This is a genomic window from Massilia genomosp. 1, assembly GCF_011682185.1.
GTDB lineage: Bacteria > Pseudomonadota > Gammaproteobacteria > Burkholderiales > Burkholderiaceae_D > Telluria_A > Telluria_A rubra.
In genome coordinates this window covers 16008-33810 of record NZ_WHJF01000010.1, presented here as the reverse complement: position 1 = coordinate 33810, position 17803 = coordinate 16008, and the positions used below count along the sequence as shown (strand labels likewise).

Below are 17803 nucleotides of genomic sequence, written 5' to 3'. Positions count from 1 at the left end.
ACTCAAGTTTCCGCACCTACCCGCCGATAACCAGACTGTATTTCTTACTTTCTGGAACATCATGCGCAACTTGATCGCCCTCTTCGCTTGCACGCTGGCCATCTCGACGGCAAGCGCCAACGATCCTCACGCCGCCGCCAAACCGGCCGCTGCCGTCCCTGCCGCCGCTGCCGCCAAGCCCGGCGCGTCCAAGGCCGAGCCGGTCAAGCTGGCGGCGCTCGAGACGCCCAAGCCGGCGCCGCCGTCGGCCAAGGCCGCCGCCGCCCAGGCCCTGAGCGAAGCGGACGCCGAAGCCGAGCTGTCGGCCAAGATCGCGGCGCGCCTGGCCCTCATGCGCGCCAACCAGGCAGCCCGCCTGGCCGCCGCCGCCAAGGCGAAAAAAGTGTCGGTGACACGCCGCGAAGCGGTCGGCGCGATCACCCAGCCGGCGCCGGCGCGTCCCTTCCATAGCGACCACTGGTCGTACGAGGGCGAGACCGGCCCGGCCAACTGGGGCAAAATCAACGCGGCCTGGAGCAAGTGCGATACCGGCACGCGCCAGTCGCCGATCGACCTGCGCGATGGCATGAAGGTCGACCTCGAACAGATCACCTTCGATTACAAGCCGACCGGCTTTAGCGTGGTCGATAACGGCCACACGGTGCAGGTGACGGTCGGCGGGGGCAACTTCATCACGGTGCAGAACCGCTCGTACGAACTGCTGCAATTTCACTTCCATCGCCCGTCCGAGGAACGCGTCAACGGCAAGGGTTTCGAGATGGTGGTGCACATGGTGCATAAAGACCCGGAGGGCAAGCTGGCGGTGCTGGCGGTGCTGCTCGAACGCGGCAAGGGAAACAGTATGATCCAGACGGTGTGGAACAACCTGCCGCTCGAAAAGCTCGACGTGGTCAATCCGAATGTGGTGCTGGACGTGGCCGAGATGCTGCCGCAGCGCCGCGATTACTTCACGTTCATGGGCTCGCTCACCACGCCGCCCTGCAACGAGGGCGTGCTGTGGCTCGTGATGAAGCAGCCGATGCAGGCCTCGCCGGCCCAGATGGCGCTGTTTTCGCGCATGTATCCGCTCAACGCCCGGCCGATCCAGGCCAGCTCGGGACGCATGATCAAGGAATCGAACTAAGTGCTTATACGTCGATGCTGACCGTGTGCGTGCCGCGCCAGGCCGCGCCCGGGGCCAGGGTCAGTGGTGCGATCAGGGCCGGTTCGATGCACACGAAGCGCTGGTACTCGGCGTCGAGCATGTCGCCCAGCGCGGCCGCGTCGAGCGCTCCGGGGTTCCACACTACCGCGTCGGTGAAGCCGCTTTGCGCAAGGCGCAGGGTGGACTGGCCGTCGGACAGCAGCATGCCGCCTTCGATGCCCTGGTAGATGCGGTCGACCTTGTCGTCGATGAGCAGGTCGCCTTCCTGCACGCCGCCGATGCGCACGCGCGCCAGCACGCCGACCGCAAAGTAAGTGTGCAGCGCGGCCGAAAACGCAAACGCATCGGCGCCCGTGTTGCGCACCTCGAACGCCAGTGCCAGCACGCCGCCGTGTACTTCCACCCGCAAGGTCAAGGCGAAGCCGTGCGGCCACGCTTGCGCCAGCGCGGGCGCCAGGTCGCCCTGCGCCAGCGCGAAGACGGCAAAGCCCGCGCCGCTCTCTTGCAAGCGCCAGGTGGCCACGCGCGCAAAGCCGTGGCGCATGCCGGCGCCGCGTTCGGCGAACTGGGGGAAGATCAGCGGCACGCCGCCGCGAATCGCGCGGCTGCCGTCAAGACTGGATGCGGCGCTGCAGAACAGGCGTTCGGCGCCATCGGCGCCCTGCCACGACACCAGGTGCGCGCCGTACAAGGTGACGGTGGCCTGGGCGCCGTCGGCGCCGCGGATGCGCACCGCCGGCAACTGGCCGTAGTCGAGCATCTCGACAGTGTTGTTCATCGTGGTGTTCATCGTCTCGCTCATGTCTGGCGGCCCTTGGCCAGCGGCGGATTGGCCGCGAAATAGCGCTTGATGCCCTTGGTGATGGCGGCCGCGATCTGGTCCTGGTAGCCGTTGTCGCGCAGCTTGGCTTCTTCTTCGGGATTCGAGATGAAGGCCGTCTCGATCAGGATCGACGGGATGTCGGGCGCCTTGAGCACCGCGAAGCCGGCCTGTTCGACCGAGCCTTTGTGCAGCTTGGCGATGCCGCTGATTTCGCCAAGCACCGCTTTGCCGAGCTTCATGGAGTCGTTGATCTGGGCCGTCGTCGACAGGTCCAGCAGCACGCTGGCGATCTGCTTGTCGTGGCTCTGGATGTTCACGCCGCCGATGGCGTCGGCCAGGTTTTCCTTGTTGGCGAGCCAGCGCGCGGCGGTCGAGGTGGCGCCTTTTTCGGACAGCACGAATACCGACGAGCCGCGCGCGGTCGGCAGCATGAAGGCGTCGGCGTGGATAGAGACGAACAGGTCGGCCTGCACCTTGCGCGCTTTGTCGACGCGCACGCCGAGCGGCACGAAGTAGTCGCCGTCGCGGGTGAGCATGACGCGCATGTTGGGCTGCTCTTCCAGCTTGAACTTGAGCCGCTTGGCGATGGCCAGCACGATGTCTTTTTCGCGCGTGCCCGAGGCGCCGATCGCGCCCGGGTCTTCGCCGCCGTGGCCGGGGTCGAGCGCGATGGTCATCATGCGCACCACCTTGCCGCCTTTGTCGTTCTTGTCTTTCTCAGCCTTTTGCGCGGCCACGCGCGGCGGGTCGGGACGGATCGGGGCCGGCTCGGGAAGTTCGGGCTTGGGCGCCGGCGCGGCCGGCTGGGCCAGTACCGGGCCGGCCGGCGGCAACGGCGCCGGCTGCTGCGCCGGCGGCACCACCACCACCACCGGCGGCGTGACCACCGCCGGCAGCGCCGGCGTGGCGGCAGGCGGGGGCGTCGCAGTAAGCGGCGGCTTGGGCGCGGGCGTGGGCAGTTCAGGGTTGCCGGGCGGCGCATCGGCGCGCGACCACTCGCCTTTTTCGATCATCGCCGCGATCGGGTCGACCGCCTTGACCGGATACAGGTCGAAAATCAGGCGGTGCTTGTAGTTGCCCACCGGTGCGAGCGTAAACACCTGCGGCTTGATTTCTTCTTTCAGGTCGAATACCAGGCGCACCACCTTGGGCCGGTTCTGGCCCACGCGCACCTGCTTGATGTACGGGTCGCCCGACTGGATCTTGGCCACCAGGCTTTTCAGGGTCGGATTGAGTTCGAGTCCTTCGATGTCGACCACGAGGCGCTGCGGGTCGGGCACGGTGAAGTGCGTGACTTTGAGGTCGCTGTCGTTTTCGAGCGTGACGCGGGTGTAATCGGCGGCCGGCCAGACCCGCACCGCGAGAATTTGCGCGGCGGCGGCGGGCAGCACGGGAAAGACGGAAAGCAGCAGGGTGCCGCCAGCTTTCAGGATGGTGCGCCGGCTTACTGCTCCCGGCATCAAAGGTTTGGTGCGAATGTAAGGCGGTTGAGGCATAGCAAACCCAGGTCAGACAACGCTTGCAATTCTACATCACGGCCGAGCCCGGCAACGTGAAGGAATACACGCAGGTCGGGGGGCGGCAGCACCGGATCGGCTTTTTCGGGCCATTCGACGATGCAAATGTTGTCACCGTTAAATTCTTCGCGAAAACCGGCGTCCAGGAATTCTTCCGCGCTGGCCATGCGGTACAGGTCGAAATGGATGACGTGTACGGCGCGCCCGGCCAGTTCGATGCGGTAGGGCTCGGACAAGGTGTAGGTCGGGCTCTTGACGCTGCCGGCGTGGCCGGCCGCGTGCAGCAGCGCGCGGGTGAGGGCGGTCTTGCCGGCGCCGAGGTCGCCATGCAGGTGGATGGACAGCCCCGGCAGCAGCGCGCGCGCCAGTGCGGCGCCCAGTGCGTTGGTGCCGGCTTCGTCATGGAGGTGGGCTTTGTAGTGCTGCATGGAATAGAATGTACTCTGTGATGTTTGCCAGTCTTCGATTGTACTCCCGCCCAGCATGCTTTCTTCCTACTCCGAACCTGTTGTCGCTACCCTTATCGCCGTCTTCCCCGCCTTGGCGCGGGAAAGACGGTTTTAAGGTTAGCGGCCTTTCGCACGGCTTATGTCAACGGTATTACTATCCGAACCCGATCTGTCCGCTTTGGCGCAGTCCATCAAGCTCTGGGGCCGCGAGCTCGGCTTTGGCGAGGTGCGCATCAGCGACGCCGACCTGTCGCAGGCCGAAGCGGGCTTGCAAGCCTGGCTCGACGCCGGCCGCCATGGCGAGATGGATTACATGGCCAGCCACGGCATGAAGCGCGCCCGTCCGGCCGAACTGGTGCCGGGCACGGTGCGGGTCATCAGTGCGCGCATGGATTATCTGCCGCCCGCCACGCCGGACGACTGGCGCGAGCGCGAGGCGGCGCGCCTGCGCGACCCGGGCGCGGCCGTCATTTCGATCTATGCGCGCGGCCGCGATTACCATAAGGTCTTGCGCAGCCGCTTGCAGCAACTGGCCGAGCGCATCGAGCGCGAGACCGGGCAGCTCGGTTTTCGGGTGTTTACCGATTCGGCGCCGGTGATGGAGCTGCCGCTGGCCGAAAAAGCCGGCATCGGCTGGCGCGGCAAGCACACCTTGATCCTGAATCGCGATGCGGGGTCGATGTTTTTCATTGGCGAAATCCTGGTGGACGTGGCGCTGCCGGTCGATGCGCCGGCCAGCGCCCACTGCGGCCAGTGCAGTGCGTGCATGACCGCCTGCCCGACCCAGGCGATTCTGGCGCCCGGGCGGCTCGATGCGCGCCGCTGCATTTCTTACCTGACCATTGAGTTAAAAAACAGCATCCCGGAAGAGCTGCGAGCGCTGATCGGCAACCGGGTGTATGGCTGCGATGATTGTCAGACCGCGTGCCCGTGGAATAAGTTCGCGCAAAAGGCGGTGGTGCCCGATTTTGATGAACGCAATGCACTCGGCAGTGCCGATATGGTCAGTTTGTTCGCCTGGAGCGAGGAAGAGTTCGGGCGCCGGCTGGAGGGCAGTCCGATCCGGCGCATCGGGCACGAGCGCTGGCTGCGCAACCTGGCGGTGGGCCTGGGTAATGCGGCCGAGGGGAGCAAGGGCGACGCCGCCATCGTGGCGGCCTTGCGGGCGCGCGCGGACCACGCCTCGCCGATGGTGCGCGAGCATGTGGCGTGGGCGCTGGGGCGGCATGCTCAATAGCCCCGTCGTTCCCGCCTGAGCGGGAAGTTATTCCTGGCGCTGCCAGGAAGGACGGTTTGGAATGTAGCGATATAACCTTGATGAATTCTGCTGTGTTACAAGCGCTTCAACCTCACCGCCGACCAGTCGCTGTCCATCGACGCCATCGCCACGCCCGTCACCCCGCGTTCCTTGGCCCACGCAAAAATGCTGTCGCGCGTGAGGTCGGTGGCCTTGGGCGCGCTCGGCTTGAGGTAAGCCACCCATAAGGACCCCTTCTCGCCCAGCCGGCGCAAGGCGGCGGGGAACCATTTTTCAAGTTCAGCCTGGTTCAGCGCGAAGACCAGCACCACGTCGGCCGGCCCTTCTTCCTCGTTGATCAAGCTCTTCGGCAATTGTTCCAGCATGGCCGGATGGACCGCGCCATTGAACACCGCCAGCGACCTGGCAGTCTTCAGGTACATCTTGTCGGCTATCGTCTTTTCACTCATCGGATCGTACCCAGATTGCATTAGGAAGCGAAATTATGCTACCAGTGTTTGACCGGGGTACGCACCATTGCGTTCATTTTCATTTTGATTATTTTGTTCGATTTCTCTGCGGACACCTTTGCCGAAGCGGTCCCACAGGCGGTCGTGCAAGGGCAGGACGATGACGTTGAGCACCGGTTCGATCAGCGCGGCCAGGCCGCCAAAGGCGAGCGAGCCGCTGGCCCAGGCCATCACGCCGAACGCCACCGCAATGTGCAAGCCGGTCTGGCTGAGCTTTTCCAGGCCCAGCGCCAGCATCCGCCCGCGCGCCGTGCGCGCCAGCTTGCCCAGGGCGTGCCAGGCTTTCTCGTGCGCCGGCAGCAAGGCCACGTTGAGGATCGGCTCGATCACGGCGGCCAGGCCGCCCAGCGCGAGCGAGCCGCTCATCAGCCAGGTCAGCGCGAAGGCGATGACCATGTGGGTGGCGATCCTGCTGGTGGTTTGTGCGGCGGCCCTGACCATGCTGCTGTCCTTCGAATGCGTGCTCGATCAGTAAATGATAATCGTTAGCATTTAGAAACAACAGTTGATTGTGCCACTCGGGCCGATAGCGTGGGGCTATGCCAGTGCGTCCTGCCCGGCTATTTCAGCAAGCCGGCCAGCTCCACTGCGGTCTTGACCTGCATTTTGTCGAAGATGTGGGCGCGGTGTACTTCCACCGTGCGCATGCTGATGCCGAGCTGGTCGGCGACGACCTTGTTCATCTTGCCGGCCAGGATCAGGTCGAGCACTTCGCGTTCGCGCGCCGACAGGCTGGCCAGGCGCGCCTGCACCAGCGCGCCGGCGCCGGCCTGGCGCGACAGGGCCAGTGCTTGTTCCACCCGGTCCATCAGGCGGTTGCCGTCGAACGGTTTTTCGAAGAAATCGAAGGCGCCGCGCTTGAGGCTGTCGACCGCCATCGGCACGTCGCCGTGGCCGGTCAGGAAGATGACGGGCAGGCGCGCGGTCAGGCCGCGCGCGATCAGCTGGTCGAACACGGCCACGCCGTTGAGGTCGGGCATGCGCACGTCGAGCAGCAGGCAGTCGCCCTGGGCGTCGAAGCGGGCCGCGGCTTGATCAAGAAAAAGTTGGGCGCTGGCGTGCCCGCAGGCTTCGATACCGCGCGAGCGCGCCAGCCAGACGAGCGAGTCGCGCAGAACGTCCTCGTCATCGACGATATGCAACATGGGAGTCTCCGGTTTTTCGCGTAGTCTACCCCAGCGGGGCCGCTTGCGCCGGCAAGCTGAAGCTGAAGATGGTGCCGCCGCCCGGATTGGCGGCGTGTCTCAGGCTGCCGCCGTGGAATTCGACGGCGCTGCGGCACACCGACAAGCCCATCCCCATGCCTTCGGCCTTGGTCGAGAAGAAGGGCGAAAACAGGCGTGCGGCCACGTCCGGCGCAATCCCGTGGCCCTGGTCGATCACGGCCACGCACACCTGGCCGTGCTCGCAACTGGCGGCGATGCGCAGCAGGCGCCGGCCGGGGGCGATGTCTTGCATGGCTTCGATGCCGTTGCGCGTCAGGTTCAGCAAGACTTGCTCGAGCATCATGCGGTCGGCGCTCACGCACGGCAGGTCGGGCGCGATGCTGGTCTCGACCATCACATAGAATTTGCGCGCCTGCAGTTCGATCAGGGCGTAGATGCCGTCGACCAGGGCATGCATGCCAACCTGCTGGCGCTGCGGTTCGCGCTTTTTGACGAACGCGTGGACGCTGCGGATGATCTGGCCGGCGCGCTGGGCTTGCAGGCTGGCCTGTTCCAGGGCCGGCTGCAACAGGCTGGCGTCGACGCTTTGTCCCTGGGCGCTGGCCCGTCCCAGCACGTTCAGGGCGCCGGTGGTGTAGCTGGCGATGGCCGCCAGCGGCTGGTTCAGCTCGTGCGCCAGCATCGAGGAAATCTCGCCCATGGTGGCCAGGCGCGCGCTGGCCTGCAACTTTTCCTGCTGCTGGCGATTGAGTTCTTCGACTCTTTTCAGGTCCGAAATGTCGAGAATCGAACTCATCCAGCCGGTCTGGCGCGCCTCGCTGTCCACCAGCGGCGCTTCGAAGATGAGCACCGGCACGCGCACGCCGTCGCTGCGCTGGAAGATGGTTTCGAACTGCTCGCTCGCCTGGCCCGCCAGCACGGCGGCGAAGCGCTGCTGGTAGACCGCCATCGCTTCCGGCGCCCAGTAGGGCATGGGCGGGGTCTTGCCCAGCAATTCCTCGGCGGGATAGCCGACCATCTTGCAAAACGCCGGGTTGACGTAGGTGACCCTTCCTTCCAGGTCGCGCGCGCGCAGGCCGGTGACCAGCGAATTTTCCATGGCGGTGCGAAACGCCATCTGCTGGCGCAGCGCGCCTTCGGCCGCCAGGCGGCGCGCGATGTGGCGCCACAGCGCCATCAGGCTGGCCAGCAGGCCCAGCGCCAGCAGCACCACCGAGCCGACCAGCAGATTGGGCAGCAGGCGCGGTTCGCTCTTGACGCTGTCGGTGGCCAGCATGAGCGTGGCGCCGGCCAGGTCGAGCGCGCGTTTGTGGGTGTACACGCCGCGCCCGGGACCGGCGGCGGCGCGCTTGGCCAGCACGCCGTCGTCGCGGTCGACCAGGGAAATGGCGTTATCCTGCGCGAACCACCAGGGTACGGTTTCGTCGAGCAGGATTTTCAGGTCGACCGTGGCCACCAGGCTGCCCACGTAGGTGCCGTCGCGAAACAGCGGCAGGTGGTAGTCGAGCAGGTGCTGGCCGGGCAGGGCGCCGGCGGTCGGTTCGGCGTAGCGCCCGAGGCGCCCGGCGCGCGCCATCTCGGCGGCGTCCCGGGCCGGCGCGCGCAGGGCCGGCGCCCCGGGCGCGGCGCTGGCCGCTTGCAGGCGCAGGCCGGGGTCGAACCAGCGCACCTGCTCGAGCTCGTGGCTGAGCTTGAGCATCTGGGCCAGGCGCGCCTGCAGCGCGGGGGCGGCCAGCTTGCCCTCGGCCAGTTCGGCGCCGAGCGCGGCCAGCGCTTCTTCGTTGCGGGTCAGCTCGAAACGGATGGTTTGCTCGACCCACAGTGTGTCGGCAATCAATTGTTCCTGACGTTCGGTGGTTTCCATCTGGCGCGCCTGCCACGGCAGCCAGAACAGTACCGCTAAAAACAACAGTACCAACAGTAGCGGCAACAGCCAGCGCCAGGGGCCGCCAAGTACAAAGGGAGGCCTTGCGGGCCGCGCAGTTGGATTCATCATCGCACCTTGTCCGTAATTGTCGGTCCTGGCTATTGTGGATATCCACTGTTGCAGTGCAGAATGTAGGTCGGGATTCCGCATTGCGGTCAAGAAACGTTGGTTTTCGTAAATATGGAGATAAGTATGAAAATGAAGTCGTTCGTCGTCGCGCTTGCCGCTACAGTCAGTTTCAATGCATGGGCGCAAGCGCCGATCGTGATCAAGTTCAGCCATGTGGTGGCAACCGACACCCCCAAAGGCCAGGCCGCCGAGCGCTTCAAGGAGCTGGCCGAGAAAGCCACCAAGGGCCGGGTCAAGGTGGAAGTCTACCCGAACAGCCAGCTGTACAAGGACAAGGAAGAGCTCGAAGCCCTGCAACTGGGCGCGGTGCAGATGCTGGCCCCCTCGCTGGCCAAGTTCGGACCGCTGGGCGTGAAAGAATTCGAAGCGTTCGACCTGCCATACATTTTCCCGACCAAGGCCGCGCTGTACAGCGTGACCGAAGGCCCGATCGGCAAGAGCTTGCTGCAAAAGCTCGAGCCGAAGGGCATTACCGGTCTCGCGTACTGGGATAACGGCTTCAAGGTGATGTCGGCCAACAAGCAGTTGCGCGTGCCGGCCGATTTCCGTGGCCAGAAGCTGCGCATCCAGTCGTCCAAGGTGCTCGACGCGCAGATGCGCGCACTCGGCGCCAATCCGCAGGTGCTGGCCTTCTCCGAGGTGTACCAGGCGCTCCAGACCGGCGTGGTCGACGGCACCGAGAATCCGCCGTCGAACATGTTCACCCAGAAAATGCACGAAGTGCAAAAGCACGTGACCCTGTCCAACCACGGCTACCTGGGCTATGCCGTGATCGTCAACAAGAAGTTCTGGGATGGCTTGCCGGCCGATATACGCACCAGCCTGACGACCGCGATGCGCGACGCCACCACGTTCGAAAAAGCCATCGCCCAGCGCGATAACGACATGGCGCTGGAAGCGATCAAGAAAACCGGCAAGACCGCCATCTACACGCCCACCGCCGCCGAACAGGCCGAATGGCGCAAGGTACTGCTGCCGGTGCACAAGCAGATGGAAAGCCGCATCGGCGCTGAGCTGATCGGTTCGATCAACAAGACGGCCGCAGCAGCGAAGTAAACACACAGGTCCCCGGCGCCCGCTGTGTGCAGCGTGCGCCGGCGTGCGCCGCACCCATTTCCCTTTCCTTTTTTTGAAGGATTCGACATGAAATTTCTCGACCATCTGGAAGAGTGGATCATTGCGAGCCTGATGGGCGCAGCCACGCTCGTTGTGTTCGTCGCGGTGGTCCACCGCTACCTGTCCGGCCTGCCCATTCCCGTGATGCAGGACTGGCTGATTCAAGTCAATACCAGCTGGGCCCAGGAACTGTGCATCTACATGTTCGTCTGGATGGCCAAGTTCGGCGCGGCCTACGGCGTGCGCACCGGCATCCACGTCGGCATCGATGTGCTGATCAACCGCCTGGACACCCGCTGGCGCAACAAGTTCATCGTGTTCGGCCTCTTGGCCGGCGCGACCTTTACCGCCATCGTCGGCACCCTGGGCGCCAATTTCGTCTGGCACATGGCGCATACCGACCAGACCTCGTCCGACCTCGAAGTGCCGATGTGGCTGGTGTACCTGGCGGTGCCGCTCGGGTCTTACCTGATGTGCTTCCGCTTCCTCCAGGTGGCCGTGCATTTCATCCGCACCGGCGAGTTGCCCAAGCATGATCACGGCCATGTCGAAGGCCTGGAAGACGAGATCGCCGCGGCGAAAGGCGGTGCCGCATGAGCGCCCTCATCATCTTCAGCCTGCTGATCGTCCTGATGCTCACGGGTATGCCGATCTCGATCTCGCTCGGCCTGACCGTCCTGACCTTCCTGTTCACCATGACCGACGTGCCGATCCAGTCGGTCGCGCTCAAGCTGTTTACCGGCATCGAGAAGTTCGAAATCATGGCCATTCCATTCTTCATTTTGGCCGGCAATTTCCTCACGCACGGCGGGGTGGCGCGGCGCATGATCAACTTCGCCACCTCGATGGTGGGCCACTGGCACGGCGGCCTGGCGCTGGCCGGCGTGGTCGCGTGCGCGCTGTTCGCGGCGGTGTCCGGTTCCAGCCCGGCCACGGTGGTGGCGATCGGCTCGATCATCTTGCCGGCCATGGTGCGCCAGGGCTATCCGCGCGGCTTCGGCGCCGGCGTCATCACGACCTCGGGCGCGCTCGGGATCTTGATTCCGCCATCGATCGTGATGGTGATGTATTCGGTGACCACGAATACCTCGGTCGGCCAGCTGTTCATGGCCGGCGTGGTGCCGGGCATCATGCTGGCCAGCCTGCTGGGCCTGACCACCTGGTTCCTGGCGCGCAAGCATAACTATCCGCGCATGCCGAAGGCGAGCTGGGGCGAGCGCTGGGTGGCCTTCCGCAAGAGCGCCTGGGGCTTGCTGCTGATTGTCATCGTGATGGGCGGGATTTATTCGGGCAAGTTCACCCCGACCGAAGCGGCCGCGATGGCGGCGGTGTACGCCTTCATCATCGCCGTGTTCGTCTACAAGGACTTGAAGCTCAAGCAAGTGGCCAAGGTGTTGCTCGATTCGGCGTCGATGTCGGCCATGCTGCTGTACATCATCACCAACGCGATGCTGTTCTCTTTCCTGATGACCAGCGAAGGCATTCCGCAAGCGATGGCGGCCTGGATTACCGGCCAGGGCCTGGGGGTGGTCAGCTTCCTGCTGGTGGTGAATATCTTGCTGCTGTTGGCGGGCAACGTGATGGAACCGTCCTCGATCGTGCTGATCATGGCGCCGATTTTGTTCCCGGTGGCGATGAAGCTGGGCATCGACCCGGTACACTTCGGCATCCTGATCATCGTCAACATGGAAGTGGGGATGTGCCATCCACCGGTCGGGCTCAATCTGTACGTGGCCTCGGGCATTACCAAGATGGGCATTTCGGAGTTGACGGTGGCGGTGATGCCGTGGCTGTTGACGATGCTCGGCTTCCTGGTGATCGTGACCTACGTACCACAGATCTCGCTGTGGCTGCCTAATTTAATTTACAAGTGAAATATATTTTCCCCCACCGTGAAAAAAAAGCCACATTTTCTTAAATCAAATAAGTTATGATGGGCACCGATCCAGCACCATACTGGTGCGGATGGGGGCGAACGGATTGCAGGTTGGGGGAGTGGGAAGATAGAAGAAACGGTAGTCCATACCGGAGAAATATCGAGGAGACACGCGTTTTACAGAATGCTGTTGGCATGTCCAAACAGCCGGGAACGTGAATAAAATTTGGAACGCACCGCGAGGTGCGTTTTTTTTCGTCTGCCGCAAAGCGCGGCGGATTGGTTTGACGCCGTCTGCGCCTATACTCTCGGGTATGAACCCTCAAGCAGAGAACATTTTTTCCGCCATCGTGGAGGCGCCCTTCGGCGCGGTCGGCATCCGCACCGACGCGGGCCGCGTGCGCGAACTGGTGTACCTGCCGCCCCATTTTGGTGCGAAAGAGGCGGTCGATGCGGTCGGCGCGCTGGCCGCGCAACAGCTCGGGCAGTACCTGGGCGATCCCGATTTCCGCTTCAGTTTGCCGTTGCTGGACGCCGGCAGCGTCTTCCAGCGCAAGGTGTGGGAAGCGATCGCGTCGATCCCGCGCGGCACCGTGCGCACCTACGGCCAGGTCGCCAAGCACATCGGCTCGGCCCCGCGCGCGGTGGGGCAGGCATGCGGCGCCAACTGGTTTCCGATCATCATTGCGTGCCACCGGGTCACCGCCGCGGGCGGGCTGGGCGGCTTTTCGAACCATGACGATGAGCATGGTTTCCACCTGGGCGTCAAGCGCTGGCTGCTCGCGCACGAAGGGGCCGGCAAGGGACCATGGCAACAGCAATCAATCTTCAACTGATCGACGCCTTTTGCGACCAGCTGTGGCTCGAGCAGGGCCTGGCCAAGAATTCGATCGACGCCTACCGGCGCGACCTGCGCCTGTTCGCGCGCTGGCTGGACGTGACGCGCCCGGCGCTGGCCAGCCTGCATGCGGTCGGCTCTGGCGAGCTGGCAGCGTATTTTTCCGACCGCCATGCCGAGTCCAAGCCGAGCACGGCCAACCGGCGCCTGTCGGTGCTCAAGCGCTTTTACCAGCTGGCGCTGCGCAACAAGGAGGTGACGGCCGATCCGTGCTTGCAGATGGCCTCGGCCAAGCAGCCGCAGCGTTTCGTGCATACCCTGACCGAAGCGCAGGTGGAAGCCTTGCTGCAGGCGCCCGACGTGAACACGCCGCTCGGGCTGCGCGAGCGCACCATGCTCGAAGTGATGTATGCGAGCGGTCTGCGGGTGTCGGAGCTGGTGACCTTGAAAATGAGGGAGCTGAGCCTGAACGATGGCGTGCTGCGCATCACCGGCAAGGGCAGTAAAACGCGGCTGGTGCCGTTTGGCCAGGAAGCGCGCCGCTGGATCGAACGCTACCTGAAAGAGGCGCGTGGCGTCATCCTGAACGGCCAGGTGGACGATGCGCTGTTCGTGACCGGGCGCGGGGGACCGATGACGCGCCAGATGTTCTGGATCCTGATCAAGAAGCATGCGGGCACGGCGGGGATCACGGCGCCCTTGTCGCCGCACACCTTGCGCCATGCGTTCGCCACGCATTTGCTCAATCACGGGGCCGACTTGCGGGTTGTGCAACTTCTGCTGGGGCATGCCGATATTTCGACGACCCAGATTTACACGCATGTTGCGCGCGAGCGCATGAAGCGACTGCACGCCGAGCATCACCCACGTGGTTAATTCAAATGCCGAACGCATAACTGCGTCATAATGCTAAGTAAGTGTGCAGAAATTATTGTGATTTTTAGCGAACAGAAGCGGATGCCTTGCAAGGCGCACGCCGCGACGCAGTGCGTGTACTGCTAGCGGTGGGCAACACAGCAAGGCGCCGCTGATGGAAGCTGGAAATTGCAAGAATTTATGTGCACTTACTTAACTTACTACCCCCTTTCTTTTATAACCCAAGAGGTGATCCATGGCTAAAACTAATTTCCAGTACGAAAAGCGGCAGAGGGAATTAGAGAAAAAGAAAAAGGCGGACGAGAAGGCCAAGCGCAAGCTGGAAGCCAAAACGACGCCTGGTGGTGAAGACAATGAGGCGGCCGATGAGGATGACGCCGAGGAAGCGAAGCCCGAATAGGCCGGCCTCTCCCGGCCACTGGCGCAGGCGGGTCCGGCCAGGTTCGCGCCGGGCCGCCAGCCGGCGCAGCGTCTCGGCCAGCGGCCGGCAAACCTACTTTTTGTTCACCTGGCGTGCGGTGTCATGGTATTGCCAGAGCACATTGACGATCTTCCACTCGCTGCGCTGGTTCTTGTACAGGTGCATATAGTCGATCCACTCGTCGGCGCTCAGCTTGACGGTTGCCACCCGCTGGTCGACATCGAGGATCTTGATGTCCACCCGCGGCTGCGCCGGAAATTTTGTACCGTCCCGGTTGTAGGTCCTGGCCACCTTGAGCATGGCGTCGAAGTCGGTCTGCATGATGAATTCAGTGCCGTCGGCCGCCTGCCAGTAGGTGCGCTTGGCGAGCTTGGGATCGAGGCCGCGTTCCATGCGCGCCGGATCGGCCTTGTGTTGCGACTCGATATAGTCGCGCACCGCACGTTCGATCAAGGCATTCTCGGTGGCCTCGGCCGCCTGCGCCATCAGCGGTGCGGTTGCGCACAGCAAAAACAGTAAACAGCGTTGCATGGGTATCCTTCGTTGGCAGGCGCGAGGCGCATGGGAACATCAAACCGGTCCCCACGCCATCGACGCGTGTTGCGATTCAAAAATAGCACGCCTGGTCAAACGCCGAGCGCGACCTTGTCTTCGTCATGCTGGCCCTCATGCTCGTCCTGTTGATCACCCTTGAACCAGCGCGCCGCGCGCTTGCCCAGGCTGTCGAGGTAAGTGTACGCCACCGGCACCACCACCAAGGTCAGCAGGGTTGAGGTAATCACCCCGCCGATCACCGCGCGTCCCATCGGCGCCTGCGATTCGCCGCCGTCGCCCATGCCGATCGCCATCGGCAGCATCCCGAAGATCATCGCCAGGGTCGTCATCAGGATCGGCCGCAGGCGCACTTGCCCCGCTTCCAGGATCGCGTCGTGCTGGTTCTTGCCCTCGCGCTGGCCGTGATTGGTGAAGTCGACCAGCAAGATCGCGTTCTTGGTCACCAGCCCCATCAGCATCACAATCCCGATCACCGAGAAAATATTCAGGGTGCTGCCGGTCACCAGCAGGGCAATGAGCACCCCGATCATCGACAAGGGCAGCGACACCATGATCGCGATCGGTTGCAGGAAGCTGCCGAACTGCGAGGCCAGCACCAGGTAAATGAAGATCACCGCGATCCCCAGCGCCGCGCCGGCCGCGCCCATGGTTTCGGCCATCTGCTCGGCGTCGCCGCCGACGTCGAAACGCACGCCGTCGGGCAGCGCGATGCTCTTCATGGCCAGCTTGACGTCGCCATCCACGTCGCCGGTCGGACGCCCTTCGGCGCTGGCATAGATCGCCACCCGCCGTTCCAGCGCCTGGCGCTTGAGCACCTGGGGGCTGGTCGACGCCACGAATTGGACCACCTGGCGCAGCGGCACCATCACCGGATTGCCATCGGCATCGCGCTTGCTCGAGGCCACCGACAGGTCGGCCAGGTCGGCCACCTTCTGGCGCCCCGACTTGGGCAACTGCACGTTGACGTCGTAATTCTGTCCGTCCGGCGCCAGCCAGCGGCTGATCTGGTCGCCCGCAACAAAAGGCCGCAGCGCCAGCCCGATCTGCTGGGTCGACAGCCCCAGGTCGCTGGCCAGCTCGTTGTTGATCTTGACGATGGTGGCCGGATTGGCGCCCTCCTGGCTGTATTCCAGGTCGGCGATGCCCTTGATGGCGCGCATCTTGTCCATCAGCTGGTGCGCCACGGCGTCCAGTTTCGCTTCATCCTGGCCCAGGATCGCGATGAAGATCGGCTTCCAGCCGACCGACATGGTGATCCCGGCGATGGACTCCAGGCGCGCGCGGATCAGGCGTTCGACTTCCTTCTGCGAGCGCCGGCGGGTCTTGTTCCGGTCGCTCAGTTTCAGGTTCATCTGGGCCGTGTGGCGCCCGTTGTCGGTGCCCACGGTGGTGATCGCGCTATCGATATCCTTGAACTCCTTGAGCGCCGCTTCGACCTGCTGCATCTTCTGGTCGGTGTATTCCAGGCTCGACCCGACCGGGGCCTTGAACTCCATGTGGATATAGCCGTCGTCGGTTTCCGGGAACATCTCGCCGCCGATCAGCGGGGTCAAGGCCAGGCTGCCGACGAACAGGGCGGCCGCCAGCGCCAGGGTGGCCTTGCGCCAGCGCAGCGCCAGTTCCAGCACCTTGCCGTACCAGAGGTGCAGGCGTTCGATGCCATGCTCGATCCTCTCCATGCCGCGCCCGAGCCAGGGCAGGTACTTGAAACGGTCCTTGACCGGGTCGCGCCACACCGACGAGAGCATCGGGTCGAGCGTGAAGCTGACGAACAGCGACACCATTACCGCCACCGCCACCGTGATCCCGAACTGCAGGAAGAAGCGCCCGATGATGCCTTCCATGAAAGCGACCGGCACGAACACGGCCACGATCGCAAACGTGGTGGCCATCACCGCCAGCCCGATTTCGTTGGTGCCGTCGTTGGCGGCCTGGTGGTGGCTCTTGCCCATGCCGAGGTGGCGCACGATGTTTTCGCGCACCACGATGGCGTCGTCGATCAACAGGCCGATGCACAGCGACAGCGCCATGAGGGTGAGGAAGTTGAGCGTGAAACCGAAGAACTTCATGGCGATGAAGCTGGCCATCACCGAAATCGGCAACGTCAAGCCGGTGATGATGGTGCTGCGCCACGAGTGCAGGAACAGGAACACGATCAGCATGGTCAGCAGCGCGCCTTCCATGATGGTGCGCTTGACGTTGTCGAGCTGCTTTTGCACGCGCTCGGACTGGTCTTCGACGATGGCGAGGTGTATATCGGCCGGCAAGGTGGTGCCGAGCGCGGTGACCGCCTTCTTGATCGCGGTACCCACTTCGACCACGTTGGCGTCCTGGATCTTGGTCACTTCGAGCGTGATGGCGCGCTTGCCGTTGATGCGCGAGATCGAGGTTTCTTCCTGCTCGCCGTCGATCACGTCGGCCACCTGGTCGAGGTACACCGGGCCGCTGGCGCGGCGCGCCACGATGATCTTGTTAAAGCCGCGCGCATCCTTGATCTTGCCTTCGATGCGCACCAGCCGTTCGGCCGCGCCATACGCGATATTGCCGGCCGGCAGATTGGTGTTGGTGCTCTGGATTGCGCGCAGCACTTCGTCCACGCCGATGTTCTGGCTGGTCAGGCCGTCGGGCCGGATATGCACCAGGATCTGGCGGTTGGTGGTGCCGTGTACGCGCACCTGGCCGACGCCCGCCACGCCTTGCAGGCGCTTGGTGATGACTTGCTCGGTCAGGGTCGACAGTTCGCGCAGGGTGCGGGTGTCGGACATGAGCGACAGTTCGACGATGGCGCGGCTGTTGTCGCCTTCTTCACGGGCGATGAACGGTTCCTTGGCTTCCTTCGGAAAGCCGGGGCGCGCCAGCCCGATCTTGTCGCGCATGTCGGTCATGGCCTTGTCCATATTGGTCGACAGGTGGAATTCGACTTGCACCCCGGCCCGGCCTTCCCAGGAATTGCTGCGGATTTTCTTCACGCCGCTGACGGTGTTGATGGCGTCTTCGAGCGGACGGGTGATGTCGTTCTCGACCTGTTCGGGCGAGGCGCCGGGATAGTTGACCTGCACGTAGGCCACCGGAATGGCGACGTTGGGCATGCTTTCCACGCCCAGCCGGCGGTACGAGAACAGGCCGAGCACGACCAGCGCCACCATCACCATCGTGGCGAACACCGGATTCTTGATACTGGTTGTTGTGATCCACATGG

17 protein-coding genes are annotated in these 17803 nt (G+C 63.9%); 8 read left to right on the top strand and 9 right to left on the bottom strand.

Annotated features, from left to right (window positions below):
- The first annotated feature begins 61 nt into the window (after positions 1-61).
- On the top strand, positions 62-1123 hold the full coding sequence (locus tag F1735_RS05790; RefSeq protein ID WP_167236046.1) for a carbonic anhydrase: 1062 nt from the start codon (positions 62-64) through the stop codon (positions 1121-1123).
- A 4-nt stretch (positions 1124-1127) separates the two neighbouring features.
- On the opposite strand, the gene F1735_RS05785 is transcribed toward F1735_RS05790, so the two are convergent.
- The 3 genes from F1735_RS05785 to tsaE are packed head-to-tail and all read right to left on the bottom strand — an operon-like array spanning position 1128 to position 3912.
- A complete protein-coding gene (locus tag F1735_RS05785) occupies positions 1128-1946 on the bottom strand; it encodes a D-hexose-6-phosphate mutarotase (RefSeq protein WP_229505645.1) in 819 nt (272 codons plus the stop codon).
- Positions 1943-3427 (bottom strand): N-acetylmuramoyl-L-alanine amidase, encoded by a 1485-nt coding sequence (locus F1735_RS05780; RefSeq protein ID WP_229505644.1) that lies wholly within the window; start codon positions 3425-3427, stop codon positions 1943-1945. The genes F1735_RS05785 and F1735_RS05780 overlap by 4 nt, the downstream gene beginning before the upstream one ends.
- Positions 3427-3912, bottom strand: a complete 486-nt coding sequence (gene tsaE, locus F1735_RS05775; RefSeq protein ID WP_167236044.1) for a tRNA (adenosine(37)-N6)-threonylcarbamoyltransferase complex ATPase subunit type 1 TsaE — start codon at positions 3910-3912, stop codon at positions 3427-3429. Before tsaE ends, F1735_RS05780 begins: the two co-directional genes overlap by 1 nt.
- Positions 3913-4072: 160 nt before the next feature.
- Between tsaE and queG the strand changes: the two genes are divergently transcribed.
- Complete coding sequence (queG, locus tag F1735_RS05770) at positions 4073-5170, top strand: tRNA epoxyqueuosine(34) reductase QueG (RefSeq protein WP_167236043.1); 1098 nt, start codon at positions 4073-4075, stop codon at positions 5168-5170.
- A gap of 95 nt (positions 5171-5265) precedes the next feature.
- On the opposite strand, the gene F1735_RS05765 is transcribed toward queG, so the two are convergent.
- The 4 genes from F1735_RS05765 to F1735_RS05750 all read right to left on the bottom strand — a co-directional run bounded on the left by F1735_RS05765 (position 5266) and on the right by F1735_RS05750 (position 8859).
- Positions 5266-5640 (bottom strand): DUF3052 family protein, encoded by a 375-nt coding sequence (locus F1735_RS05765; protein WP_167236042.1) that lies wholly within the window; start codon positions 5638-5640, stop codon positions 5266-5268.
- 33 nt (positions 5641-5673) lie between these two features.
- Positions 5674-6141, bottom strand: coding sequence for a DUF2061 domain-containing protein (locus F1735_RS05760; RefSeq protein ID WP_167236041.1), 468 nt, complete (start codon positions 6139-6141; stop codon positions 5674-5676).
- 119 nt (positions 6142-6260) lie between these two features.
- Positions 6261-6845 (bottom strand): response regulator transcription factor, encoded by a 585-nt coding sequence (locus tag F1735_RS05755; RefSeq protein ID WP_167236040.1) that lies wholly within the window; start codon positions 6843-6845, stop codon positions 6261-6263.
- A 25-nt stretch (positions 6846-6870) separates the two neighbouring features.
- The gene (locus tag F1735_RS05750; RefSeq protein ID WP_373888478.1) at positions 6871-8859 is read right to left on the bottom strand and encodes a sensor histidine kinase; all 1989 of its coding nucleotides are present in this window, start codon (positions 8857-8859) and stop codon (positions 6871-6873) included.
- 126 nt (positions 8860-8985) lie between these two features.
- On the opposite strand from F1735_RS05750, the gene F1735_RS05745 reads away from it, so the two are divergent.
- From F1735_RS05745 to F1735_RS05720, 6 genes are all read left to right on the top strand, one after another.
- Positions 8986-9978 (top strand): TRAP transporter substrate-binding protein, encoded by a 993-nt coding sequence (locus tag F1735_RS05745; protein ID WP_167236038.1) that lies wholly within the window; start codon positions 8986-8988, stop codon positions 9976-9978.
- Between the two features lie 87 nt (positions 9979-10065).
- A complete protein-coding gene (locus tag F1735_RS05740) occupies positions 10066-10635 on the top strand; it encodes a TRAP transporter small permease (protein ID WP_167236037.1) in 570 nt (189 codons plus the stop codon).
- On the top strand, positions 10632-11912 hold the full coding sequence (locus F1735_RS05735; protein ID WP_167236036.1) for a TRAP transporter large permease: 1281 nt from the start codon (positions 10632-10634) through the stop codon (positions 11910-11912). The genes F1735_RS05740 and F1735_RS05735 overlap by 4 nt, the downstream gene beginning before the upstream one ends.
- A gap of 316 nt (positions 11913-12228) precedes the next feature.
- A complete protein-coding gene (locus F1735_RS05730; RefSeq protein WP_167236035.1) occupies positions 12229-12750 on the top strand; it encodes a methylated-DNA--[protein]-cysteine S-methyltransferase in 522 nt (173 codons plus the stop codon).
- Positions 12723-13628 (top strand): site-specific tyrosine recombinase XerD, encoded by a 906-nt coding sequence (gene xerD / locus F1735_RS05725; protein WP_167236034.1) that lies wholly within the window; start codon positions 12723-12725, stop codon positions 13626-13628. Before F1735_RS05730 ends, xerD begins: the two co-directional genes overlap by 28 nt.
- A 235-nt stretch (positions 13629-13863) precedes the next feature.
- Positions 13864-14028: a hypothetical protein gene (locus F1735_RS05720; protein WP_167236033.1), complete on the top strand. Its 165-nt coding sequence runs from the start codon at positions 13864-13866 to the stop codon at positions 14026-14028.
- A 93-nt stretch (positions 14029-14121) separates the two neighbouring features.
- Here F1735_RS05720 and F1735_RS05715 read toward each other — a convergent pair whose 3' ends face one another.
- Positions 14122-14580, bottom strand: a complete 459-nt coding sequence (locus F1735_RS05715; RefSeq protein ID WP_167236032.1) for a nuclear transport factor 2 family protein — start codon at positions 14578-14580, stop codon at positions 14122-14124.
- 95 nt (positions 14581-14675) lie between these two features.
- On the bottom strand, positions 14676-17801 hold the full coding sequence (locus F1735_RS05710; protein ID WP_167236031.1) for an efflux RND transporter permease subunit: 3126 nt from the start codon (positions 17799-17801) through the stop codon (positions 14676-14678).
- Positions 17802-17803: the final 2 nt, after the last annotated feature.